This is a genomic window from Domibacillus indicus (assembly GCF_023715895.1).
GTDB classification, from domain to species: domain Bacteria; phylum Bacillota; class Bacilli; order Bacillales; family Domibacillaceae; genus Domibacillus; species Domibacillus indicus_A.
In genome coordinates, this window is record NZ_JAMBOO010000029.1 from 42,315 (window position 1) to 53,257 (window position 10,943).

The 10,943-nt window shown below is 37.7% G+C and carries 12 protein-coding genes; 3 read left to right on the top strand and 9 right to left on the bottom strand.

The annotated features are described in order from the left end of the window. Positions 1-1,018: 1,018 nt before the first annotated feature. The 5 genes from M3221_RS22480 to M3221_RS22500 form a co-directional block, all read right to left on the bottom strand. On the bottom strand, positions 1,019-2,455 hold the full coding sequence (locus M3221_RS22480) for a DHA2 family efflux MFS transporter permease subunit (protein ID WP_251273955.1): 1,437 nt from the start codon (positions 2,453-2,455) through the stop codon (positions 1,019-1,021). A gap of 39 nt (positions 2,456-2,494) precedes the next feature. Continuing rightward, positions 2,495-3,235, bottom strand: coding sequence for an oxygen-insensitive NADPH nitroreductase (gene nfsA / locus M3221_RS22485; protein WP_251273957.1), 741 nt, complete (start codon positions 3,233-3,235; stop codon positions 2,495-2,497). Positions 3,236-3,261: 26 nt separating this feature from the next. Next, complete coding sequence (locus tag M3221_RS22490) at positions 3,262-4,596, bottom strand: NtaA/DmoA family FMN-dependent monooxygenase (RefSeq protein ID WP_251273964.1); 1,335 nt, start codon at positions 4,594-4,596, stop codon at positions 3,262-3,264. 494 nt (positions 4,597-5,090) lie between these two features. Further along, entirely contained in the window at positions 5,091-5,516 is a 426-nt protein-coding gene (locus M3221_RS22495) for a MarR family winged helix-turn-helix transcriptional regulator (RefSeq protein ID WP_251273966.1), read from the bottom strand. Positions 5,517-5,828: 312 nt separating this feature from the next. Then, positions 5,829-6,188, bottom strand: coding sequence for a winged helix-turn-helix transcriptional regulator (locus tag M3221_RS22500; RefSeq protein ID WP_251273968.1), 360 nt, complete (start codon positions 6,186-6,188; stop codon positions 5,829-5,831). 225 nt (positions 6,189-6,413) lie between these two features. On the opposite strand from M3221_RS22500, the gene M3221_RS22505 reads away from it, so the two are divergent. Then, positions 6,414-7,160 carry an NADPH-dependent F420 reductase gene (locus tag M3221_RS22505; protein ID WP_251273970.1) on the top strand — a complete coding sequence of 249 codons (747 nt, stop codon included), beginning with the start codon at positions 6,414-6,416 and terminating at the stop codon, positions 7,158-7,160. Positions 7,161-7,388: 228 nt separating this feature from the next. Here the strand turns inward: M3221_RS22505 and M3221_RS22510 are convergent, their stop codons facing one another. From M3221_RS22510 to M3221_RS22525, 4 genes are all read right to left on the bottom strand, one after another. Further along, positions 7,389-7,661, bottom strand: a complete 273-nt coding sequence (locus M3221_RS22510) for a DUF1871 family protein (RefSeq protein WP_251273972.1) — start codon at positions 7,659-7,661, stop codon at positions 7,389-7,391. A gap of 142 nt (positions 7,662-7,803) precedes the next feature. Then, positions 7,804-8,238, bottom strand: coding sequence for a DUF4275 family protein (locus tag M3221_RS22515; protein ID WP_251273974.1), 435 nt, complete (start codon positions 8,236-8,238; stop codon positions 7,804-7,806). Positions 8,239-8,498: 260 nt separating this feature from the next. Continuing rightward, a complete protein-coding gene (locus tag M3221_RS22520; protein WP_251273981.1) occupies positions 8,499-8,690 on the bottom strand; it encodes a hypothetical protein in 192 nt (63 codons plus the stop codon). A gap of 175 nt (positions 8,691-8,865) precedes the next feature. Beyond that, on the bottom strand, positions 8,866-9,324 hold the full coding sequence (locus M3221_RS22525; RefSeq protein ID WP_251273985.1) for a hypothetical protein: 459 nt from the start codon (positions 9,322-9,324) through the stop codon (positions 8,866-8,868). A gap of 250 nt (positions 9,325-9,574) precedes the next feature. Between M3221_RS22525 and M3221_RS22530 the strand changes: the two genes are divergently transcribed. Continuing rightward, on the top strand, positions 9,575-10,318 hold the full coding sequence (locus M3221_RS22530; RefSeq protein WP_251273992.1) for an amidohydrolase family protein: 744 nt from the start codon (positions 9,575-9,577) through the stop codon (positions 10,316-10,318). Between the two features lie 420 nt (positions 10,319-10,738). Next, positions 10,739-10,943: isocitrate/isopropylmalate family dehydrogenase (locus tag M3221_RS22535; RefSeq protein ID WP_251273994.1), on the top strand; the 205-nt coding region annotated here is incomplete at its 3' end.

A 10,943-nucleotide genomic window follows, 5' to 3' on the forward strand; every position in this document is an offset into this window, starting at 1 on the left:
TATTGCTAAAGGATTTCTTTCGTTTCTTTTTTATGCAATACGTAATACTTATATAATTTATGAATACATAGTAGTGTTTGAGTTTTAATGATAGGGCAAGGGAATTTTTTAAGAAGCTGTTAGAAGTTTTGAAAAAAATAAAAGCAGACAGGCGGGGAACCCGGCTGATGCATAAATTTTAATTCTTAGAAGTTAGGATGCTAGGACGAAAGAATAGTAGCATGTCTGAAAAAACGGGATAATATACAATGACAGTAAAAATGTATGCTTTGTATCTTTTGGACACTTAACTTCATTTGTTGATCATCCTTATTTTCCATATTGGATAGCCAGGCAGAATTTAAGTATTTTCGATTAACTATAGAGAGATAACCAAATAAGCAAGGAAATCGGCTTGTAGAAAGATCCTTTTATTTTAATTATTTTATATAAATATATTAATATAAAAATTTATTTATATTGCTTTTAGACTTAAAAATCCTGACACAATAAGGTTTTTTAGCTTCTTTCTTTAGAGTTTCTTAGCAGAAAAATTAGAACAAATTGCTTTATCATTCCTGCTCGATTAAGTGATACGATCATTCGAGTGAGGTGAGCAACATGGAAACAAAACAGGATAGGATATTGATCTAAGTGTAATCTATAACATTCAAGAATGTCCTGATATTAAAAGTGCCGTTGCAATAATTGCAGAAATGCTCATTTTAAGAGCTCAGTAAAAATATAGTTTTTCTTCGTGAATGTCGCCATTGTAGAATGAAGACTATTTAATTCAATTAACGAAAATAGGAGAAGAATTTTATAATCCCTCTCCCATTGTTTCGTATATTATTATTTCGATTTGGTCAAACTAGAAATACAATTTAATAAAAGAAAATAGTCTCTTACAGCCAAGAATCTTCTTGGCTGTTTTTAATTTGATTACTTTTCTTTTTTTTATAAGAATAGTGTACTCATTGTCGTTAACTTCAATGAGGTAAACATTCTCTTTTTCATTAACGGAGTAATCTCAGTGACATCAATGTGTCGAATGCACCGCCTCGCGGCTGACTACGACGCGACGGATAAAGAGCGCTATGACCAAGCCAATCAGTGCTATGATCATCGTGAACAGGAACACGTTTTGTGATCCAGCCGTCATCGCGTTTGCAATTTCAGCCTGTTTGGCCGGAGCGGAGGAGCCGTGCAAGTATTTCTCCATACCGCCCGTAAGGATACTGATAGCGACCGCTGTTCCAATCGCGCCTACGACCTGCTGCAGTGTGTTCATGACTGCCGTGCCGTGCGGGTATAACTCCGGCGGCAATTGATTTAGCCCGTTCGTTTGAGCAGGCATCCATATCATGCCTACCCCCACCATGAGCCCGATATGCAGAGCCACGATAAAGGCCACTGAAGAAGCAGGAGACAGGGCAGTAAAGAACCATAACATGACTGCAACCATCACGAGTCCGGGAATAACGAGCCATTTCGGCCCATATTTATCGAACAAGCTCCCCATACGCGGGGAGAGGATACCGTTCAGCGCGCTGCCCGGCAAAAGCATGAGTCCCGCAGTGAACACAGACAGTCCTGCACCCGTCTGCAGAAACATCGGCAGGATAATCATGCTCGACATAATGATCAACATACACGACAGTACCAGGAGCAGCCCAACGACGTACATTGGGTACTTGAAAACGCTCAGATTCATCATCGGATCGCGCATAGAGTTCTGCCGCAGTATGAACAGCACCAGCGCGACGAGCCCAACAATGATTGAAGTGACCACAACTGCGCTGCCCCAGCCTTCAGATCCTTCGCCTGCCTTACTGAAGCCGAAGACAACTCCTCCAAAGCCGATCGTTGACAATGCGACAGACAGCAGATCGATCCGGGGCTTTGTAACATCGGTGACATTTTCCAAGTACTTCAGTCCTACCAACAACCCAATAATTAGGAACGGTAGCGAGAACCAGAAGATATAATGCCATGTTAAGTACTCGATTAATAGACCGCCTATGGTCGGGCCGGTTGCTGGGGCAAACATGATCACAAGTCCAACGAAGCCCATCGCCGCCCCCCGCTTTTCCGGCGGGTAGATGACAAGAATCGTATTGAACATGAGCGGCAGCAATAATGCCATGCCTGCCGCCTGTAAAACGCGAGCGACCATCAACATCTCAAAATTAAACGCGAGCGCCGCAATGAGTGTACCCATGATTAAGCTGATGAGCGAACCTGTGAACAGCTGTCTCGTTGTAAACCTCTGCAGCAGCAGCCCGCTTATTGGCATTAAAATACCAAGAGTCAGCAGGAAACCGGTTGTTAACCACTGTGCGGTTGCGGCCGAAATTTGGAACACGTCCATTAAATTAGTCATTGCGATGTTTAAAGCGGTCTCGCTAAACATGCCGACAAAACCACAGATAAGCAGCGATGCCAGGATGGCACGCGTATTGTATTGCTTCTTCATTTCTATATCTCCTTATAAATCAATGTAAGTAATAACCGTTTATTTTTTGGCAAATCCTTGTTTGTTTAAATACTCGAGCATGAAGGGCTGTTTGCTTCTTTCAAGATGATCCTCAATATGGTCTTTCCATCCCTTTACTTTCTTCACTGTGAAAGGCGCTTTTACAGGACGATCTTGGTAATATTCACGCATCTGTTGGTCATAAGCTGCTAATTTTTCTTCATCGAGTGGCTGATACTGATTATCAAACATGACCATCGATTGGGGCAAACGTGGTTTTAGTTCAGGTTTCTCTCCAGCAGGATAACCTATGCATAGACCGACTAAAGGAACCACATACTTTGGTAAATGTAATACCTCAGTTAATTCTGCAATATTAAGCCTTACTCCACCGATATATACACCACCGAGTCCCATTGATTCAGCTGCAGTTAACGCATTTTGAGCCATCAGCCCAGCATCGAATGAACCGATTAAAAGAAATTCAATATAGTCAAGGTCAACATCCGGGGCAATTTGATGATTCCGGTTAAAATCTGCACAAAAAATCCAAAACTCTGCTGCTTCTTCAATATAAGGCTGATTGGCAGAGAGCTGCATCACCTTTTTTCGAAGATCTGGATCTGTAATTCTAATGATGGAAACGGCCTGTAGAAGGCTGAAAGACGAAGTTTGATTAGCTGCCTTAAAGATTGCCTCCCGTTGTTCCTCTGTCAGTGGTTGATCTGTGAAAGACCGAATGGATGTATGATTATGAAGCACTTCAAGGGTATTATTCATTTGAATCCTCTCCTCTATTAATTATTTTAATATTTAGCACTTCCGTATTGGTAAGGCACTCCCATATTCTCGCGCAGTGTTTTTCCTTCATATTCCTTGTGGAACAAACCGCGGTCCTGCAAAATCGGGACAACCAGATCCACAAAATCAGCCACTCCATCATAGGCTATATCCGGAACAACGGAGAAGCCGTCACATGCACCGGCCAAAAACCATTCTTCCAAAAAGTCAGCAACTTGTACGGGGGTACCTGCAACTACCGGATGATAGTTAATGACCCCATGGGCAAGAACATCTCGAATGGACAGCCCTTGTTTCAGCAGTTTTAAAGCTCTGGGGGAACGTGGATCCATTGGGTTGGCATATGCCTTTTTCAACATGTCAGCTGATAAAGGTTGATCAATATCTACCGAGTGCACCGATAGTGGTAAACCAACCATAGAACCAAGGTATCTTACCCTGCTTGGAATCTCCTCAGGATTAAAACTCATAAGCTGTCTTCGCCGTTCTAAAGCTTCTTCTTCAGTTGAGCCTAGGGAAAACATAAAACCTGCATACATCTTGATGTCATCGGGATTTCTGCCAAAACGAGCAGCACTTTGTCGAAGCGCTTGCCTGTGTTCACGAGCAGACTCTATATCATAAGGATTTGCATAGACACCAGATGCGTACCTACCCGCCAATTCCAACCCTTCACTCCCTCCCCCTGCTTGGAAAATAACGGGCTGGCCTTGCTCAGAGGGGGGGATTGGCAAGGGGCCACGAGATGCATAATACTGCCCTTCAAGATTTATAGGCCGAATTTTGTTCATGTCGGCAAATTTTCCTCCTTCTACATCTAACGTCCAAGCGTCTGATTCCCAACTCCCCCACAACGCTTGAACAATTTGTATGGATTCATGAGCCATGCCATATCGTTCTTTGCGACTGGCAATCTGAGCACCAAAATTTGCCGCCGCTAATGGATCGGATGTGGTGACCGCATTCCATCCTACACGTCCATGACTTATAACGTCCAGTGCTTTGAACTGACGTGCTATATTATATGGATAATTGAATGTCGTTGAAAGGGTAGCAACAAGCCCAATATGTTTCGTTTCTCTGGCTACAGCCATTAGTGCTAATATAGGATCCATAGGGAACATAGGAGTCTGAGGACCTAAGTCATTGGATAATGCAGGAGTATCCGCGATGAAGATCATTTGAAATTTTCCTTTTTCAGCTAATTTAGCCCGCTCCACATAACTGTCCGTATTTGTGTAAGCAGCTGGGTCGGTGCCAGGCATTCTCCAAGCGCTGAATTCGGCCCCGTACCCAGAAACCATTTGTAGTGCTAGTTGCATCTCTTTTCTTTTTTTCATGTATCTCTTCTCCTTTATTTTAAATAAGCTCCAAGTAACCAAAAGACCATGAGGTAAGTTTTACTAATTAAATTTCAGTAGGCGAGAGAAAATTGAATAATATTTAGCTTACTAACTAATCTGCTGGTGATCACCCAGCAAGGACAGTTCTTCTTTTGATTTTCTTACTAAGTTTTCGCGTGTAATACTCATATCCTTTGGGATTAAGTACGTCTTCGTTGTAAAAGGCTAGTGCAATGTCTGGTTCCCGCTTTCGAAATAACAGGGCTTCCTTGTGGAGAACGGCTATTATTCAATGTACGTCTTTAGAAAAATATTCTCCTCTTAAATGAAGCAAATGCGTTTTAGCCATACTGCTATCATTGTTTCGGCTGGACACATCGCCTTCATTGGTTCCCATAATCCTTTTCTCAGTAAATAAACAACATAGAAGTATTTAATGTTTATGGCACTAAATAATTATTTAGCCTGCTAATTATAAACGTAGAGAAAACTTAAAATAAGTTTTTCTCCATTTGCTTCATTAGTTTCCTTAACAGTAAGAGATCTTCCGGTGAAATGGAATGCAGTAATTTTTCCTGTTGCTGCTTCCATTTGAAATCAACCGGTTTCTCTAATTCTTTGCCTTTGTCTGTTAGAAAAATCCGCATAACCCTTGCATCTTGTTCATCACGTTTACGGTATATGAACCCATTTTGCTCCAGCGATTTAACCATATTTGTTACCGTAGGCGGTTCGCATTTTAAATGTTCACATAGCTGCATTTGTGTTATTCCATCGCCTAACCACAAACGAGCGAGTAGTTTATCCTGGCCTACATGAAGATTAAGTTCTCTTAGGCTTTCGCTATAATCTCGACGCATTTGGGATGAAACTTTATCTAACGACTCACGAATATCGCATCCAACCTTATTGTTCATAGATAAACCCCTACTAGTCAAAATATATTTAGCGGACTAAATATATCATGGTGAAATTTAGCTGTCAACTTATATCAAGAAACCCAACACATTATTTTGGGATGAATTCATCTAGATGAAATTTTATCTATAATTATTTTGGCTTATTTTATTTTCATCGTCTCCAATCCCTCTTCCACTATCTGCCCGTTAGCGTAATAAGAAAAGGCTGCCCACATCGACACCCATTGATCTTCTACTCTTGCCCTCGTTAATTTAAGTACAACACTGCACAATGTTGGCTCAATTAATAAAAAATATTATCTTATTATTTCACTCAGGTTTCTCTCCGAATTTTTTGCCGAAATTCTCCATCATATCAATTATTGGGATAAATTCATGCCCTTTAGTTGTTAATGAATATTCAACACGTGGCGGTACCTCAGGAAAAACCTCTCGTTTAATTAATCCATCTGTTTCTAATTCTCTCAACTGTTTTGTAAGAGAACCTTGTGAAATATCCCATAAAAAAGCTTTGATTTCACTATACCGACGCTCTTTGGACTTTAAAAACCAAAGAATGAGATATTTCCAACGTCCGGAGAGTATGTTTTGGGTATAAGCAATGCCATATACTTCCCTGTGTTCCTTTATACACTCTTTGTCAAATCCATCCTTACATATTCTAGACACCTTTTCACCTGCTTCCTACTGTTAAGTACATAAAAATGTACTATGTCAATTTTAATTGCCTACTTCAAAAAGATGAGAAATGATTTTATTCTAGTATATGTAACAGAAATACTCAATACGTTTTTAATATCTAATGAATATATGTATGTGGTTTGGTAAACATATGATTGTGTAACTTTAAGCAGTTTAATTCTTTGATAGACAAATTCTTTAGGAGGAATAATAATGAGATTTGGAATTATAGGTGCAGGAACAATAGGGACAATTATTTCTAAAAAATTAGTTGAGAATGGACATGATGTCAAAATTGCAGATGCTCGAGGAATTGAACGTTTAGAAGGAAAAGAGCTTGCTGGAACGCCTGTGAGTGTAGAGGATGCAATTAAAAATATTGAAGTTCTTATAATATCTCTCCCTATAAAAGCACTGCCGAGCATTCGGAACATTATCAATCAAGTCGGGGAGGAAGTAATCATTGTAGATACTTCAAATTATTATCCTTATAGAGACGGCAAAATTGAAGAAATCGAGAACGGGATGGTTGAAAGTGTTTGGGTTTCAAATCAATTAGGCAGACCTATCATTAAAGCTTTCAACAATTTATTAGCCCATACTTTAGAAAATGAAGGAACCTCCGAAAGTCCTAGTGAAAGAATTGCCATAACAATTGCTGGTAATGACCTATCACAAAAACAAGTAATTATGGATGTAGCAAACGAGCTAGGCTTCGACACAGTAGATAGTGGTTCTTTAAGTGATTCTTGGAGACAACAGCCCGGAACTCCTGCTTACTGCACAGAGCTAACAAAAGATGAACTAACGAAAGCATTGAAAAAGGCAAACAAAGAAAAAGCACCATTACTACGAGATAAGTCCATGGAACGGTTTGCAGAGCTCCTTGCAGGAAAAAAAGAAGTTGAATTATCACATAAAGATTTTGTGAATATAAACAGAGAAATATACAATTCATAAAACAAAAGGTGCACTCAGTTAGAGCGCACCTTTTTGTATATCCATATATACCCATAAAGTTACGGAGAAATATGTTTTCCTCTTTCCTTTTTGCCGCCAAACAATCCGTAATATTATTGATAGTTCTGGGAGCTTACAAAAAGCCTTTCCAGTCCGAACTCAAATTTTTCAAAAACTGAAATTTAAGTATGATTGTGTTTTAAATCCCTTTTCCATTAACCTGCTTCGTTAATTCAATAGCTCTTTTAAAATTTTATCAGCAATCATTAAGCAATCTTTAGATTTTTTATAGTCATCTTCGAAAGCTTTATTGATTCTTTCAGCTAATTCTTCAGCATTATTCACTTGAAGAGCTGCCGATGCAATTCGATGAATTTCAAATTCGTATTCGTCATCTGGGCAATCAAGAGCCAGCAAGCCCATAGGGTCCCATTCATTAATTATCTTTCCGACTACTTGCAATGTCTTCTTAAATTTGTCTTTAAGGTGTTTATGCGACAACCGACTCCCCCCTTTACTCATTAATAATAATTCTATATCTTGTTAAATTAATCTGCTCCTTTAGTTGAGGAAGAAAAAGACCGGCTGCTGTTCCAGCCGGTTCTTAAATTCTTGCCCCCATTACTTGAATAAGAAGGATTTGCTATTCCTCCTTTGACTGATAAAAGTATGGTCCACAATATTCTTCATGAGTAAAAACATATGTCCATGTAAAATCTGTATCAACTACATAAATATCTTCTAAATAATCGTCAACATCTTTTAATATGTCTTCTGCCTTTAGACTTTTGGCGTTTTCAAGCAATAATACACTTTGATTGTCACGGTAAAAAATATAACAACCATTTTTCTTAACCTTATTAAATGCATCCCTTGCTTTTTGTTCTTCTAAACAAGAAAGTTTATTATAGCTAAATACATGCCATAAGTGCTGATAAAAATAAATTTTTCCTTTTTGGGATTTGCTAAGGTGCTTGGCGAATGCTTCTTCCCACTGTTTCCGTAAATCTTCTTTTTTGCTTATCAGTTTGGTAACAAGGATTCCTTTAGACTTTAACAAATTAATCTGCTGTATCATTTTTGAAAATAACACCTCTTATTCCATTCCTACATTATAACTATTCAGCTTACTTTATTTCCTTTTGTTTTACTAATCTGCTCTTTAGTGAGGAAAAAAAGACCGGCTGGAACAGCAGCCTGTTCTTAAACTCTTGCACCCCGTTATTTGAACAAGAAACCATGTCATAACTCATAAGTTTTGACACTTACATAAATAAAAAAGACTGTCTATTGACAGTCTTATTATTGAATTAAAACCTGCTTTACTTAGTGATTTCTTTATTTGTCATTATCCAAATCACTATCCAGAAAAGACTTTTTATCCTCTTCAGTCCCATACTTCTTTTCAATAAATTGACCAATCACTGACTTGTTAATACCATCCTTTACTGCTGTTAAAATTACTATATACAAAATAAATAGACCAACAATCCAAAGGATAATAGAAAAAACTAAGGAATCGAATGCCATTATGTCCCCCCAAACTAATAACCAATTCCTTACATTACTTTACCACAAAAAAACATTCCCCTCCCTCAACAACCCTGCCCCGTTGTTAGCTGAATAAGAAAAGGCTGCCGAAATGACAGCCGAGATATTAAACAAAGCACCCCGTTAGTTGAACAAGGAACCCCTTTAAATCGATTCATTTAAGCAGTGTTTTTAAAGCTTCCTCAATATCTGTTTCTAGGTCATTTTTTGATAAATCATATAGTGTGCCTGAACCTTTAGAGTAACCACCAAAGTAATACCACAATCCAATTGTATCTGCATAAAAATCATCATCAAATTTTGGACCATCATAATCTATCGCTATTTGAGAACGATACTCTTTTTCTAGACATTTTTCGGAAGTTAAGCCCTTTATTTCATCTCCATCAATATCCCTGCCAATCCAAATTATTAGATTGTTTTTTCCCTGAATTTCGAATACATTTTCATACTTTCTTTGGAGAACTTTACTACATTCTTCTCCTAACTTTTCTAATTCAATTATCTTTCTTTTTAACTCTTTGTTTATTTCACTTTTTGGAATTAGAATGTACTTGTCATAAAGCTTATTTTGTTCATCCTTCTTAAATAACCTTCTGAATTTATCAAGCATATTTTTCCCACCTATCTAGAGAAACCGTTATTTAAGTATTCGATTTCTTATTAAACTAACCTGCCCGATCGTATTTGAAATGACAGAAACATGTCATAGCTTGCGCTTATCAAAAATTAATGCGTAATCCTTATTGAACTATCGGAGCAGTTTAAATCAATAAGATATAGTTATGAGTTTTCATTAATAATTCATAATTCCCCTTATGTATCTTATTTGATATGTTAAAGAAAAGAAAGGGGGGATTATAATGAGAATTTTTGATGCACATTTTCATATTATTGATTTTGATTTTCCGATTATCGAAAACCAAGGATATACACCACCGAGCTATGTTGTAACAGATTATCAAAATGAAACCGCTGATTTGAATGTATTAGGTGGAGCGATTGTGTCTGGGTCTTTTCAAGGATTTGACCAAGAATACTTATTGAAGGCACTTAAACAAATGGGTCCAGCATTCTGTGGCGTTACGCAATTGCCCTTTACTGTGACGGATGATGAAATTGTAAGCTTACATAACAATGGGGTAAGAGCATTACGATTTAATATCAAACGAGGTGGTTCAGAAGATTTATCAAAGCTCGATTACTTTGCTAGAAGAGTTTATGATTTGGCTGGGTGGCATAGTGAACTTTATATTGATGCAAAAGAGTTACCTGAAATTGCATCGACTATTGAAAAATTACCTGCTATTTCAATTGACCATTTAGGATTGTCAGAAGAAGGACTAACGCATTTGTTAAAATTAGTTGATAAAGGTATACACGTAAAAGCAACAGGTTTTGGGCGTGTGGAACTAAATGTTGAAAACGCTTTAAAATCCATATATGAAACAAATCCTGATGCACTTATGTTTGGCACAGATTTGCCATCAACAAGAGCGAAAAGACCTTTTGAATATGGAGATATTGAATTGATTCAGCATCTATTTGATGAAAAAGCTGCGGATAAAATCTTGTATACAAATGCTTTAAAATGGTATTTCAAGTAATTCGGTTCCCATTAGATTAAGAATGAAATATTAAAGTTTTTGAGTGTGTACACTTAAACTAACGGAGAGCGTTAGTTGCAGCATAAAAATAGGAAACCATTGGAAATTGAGTCCCCTTTGTTTTATCCAATTATCAACATTAAATTTTAACAGAGCCTATTTTTTAGAAACCGAAAAATTAAATGGTCAATAAAGAAAAACGCTATTGTACTTATTTTTTTAAATCATTTACAGTAGGTAGGGATCAAAAGTTCTTCACTGTTTTATCGAACTTAGTATCTATTTGCATTTAGTTTTAGATTAAAAGATTATCTAGCCCGAATTTCCAATACATACCTGTAGATGTGGAGGAATGAAAACTCATTTTTTTCCCACTATAATTAATTTGCAAAAAAATATAATATGAAGGAGAAATTAGTCATGACACAAGGTGAGAAAATTACTGTAACGAACGGCGTGTTGAACGTCCCAAACAACCCTATTATTCCCTATATTGAGGGCGATGGAATTGGTCCTGATATTTGGGCAGCTGCTTCACGCGTTTTAGATGCAGCGGTTGAAAAAGCGTACAATGGCGAAAAGAAAATCGTTTGGAAAGAAGTTCTTGCGGGTGAAAAAGCCTTTA

What these genes read in the sequence shown, in the direction of transcription:
- M3221_RS22515 (WP_251273974.1), bottom strand. Translation starts at nt 8,238, where the DNA reads ATGATACAGCAGATTAATTTGTTAAAGTCTAAAGGAATCCTTGTTACC.
- M3221_RS22495 (WP_251273966.1), bottom strand. Translation starts at nt 5,516, where the DNA reads ATGAACAATAAGGTTGGATGCGATATTCGTGAGTCGTTAGATAAAGTT.
- M3221_RS22530 (WP_251273992.1), top strand. Translation starts at nt 9,575, where the DNA reads ATGAGAATTTTTGATGCACATTTTCATATTATTGATTTTGATTTTCCG.
- M3221_RS22490 (WP_251273964.1), bottom strand. Translation starts at nt 4,596, where the DNA reads ATGAAAAAAAGAAAAGAGATGCAACTAGCACTACAAATGGTTTCTGGG.
- nfsA (WP_251273957.1), bottom strand. Translation starts at nt 3,235, where the DNA reads ATGAATAATACCCTTGAAGTGCTTCATAATCATACATCCATTCGGTCT.
- M3221_RS22525 (WP_251273985.1), bottom strand. Translation starts at nt 9,324, where the DNA reads ATGCTTGATAAATTCAGAAGGTTATTTAAGAAGGATGAACAAAATAAG.
- M3221_RS22480 (WP_251273955.1), bottom strand. Translation starts at nt 2,455, where the DNA reads ATGAAGAAGCAATACAATACGCGTGCCATCCTGGCATCGCTGCTTATC.
- M3221_RS22520 (WP_251273981.1), bottom strand. Translation starts at nt 8,690, where the DNA reads ATGGCATTCGATTCCTTAGTTTTTTCTATTATCCTTTGGATTGTTGGT.
- M3221_RS22505 (WP_251273970.1), top strand. Translation starts at nt 6,414, where the DNA reads ATGAGATTTGGAATTATAGGTGCAGGAACAATAGGGACAATTATTTCT.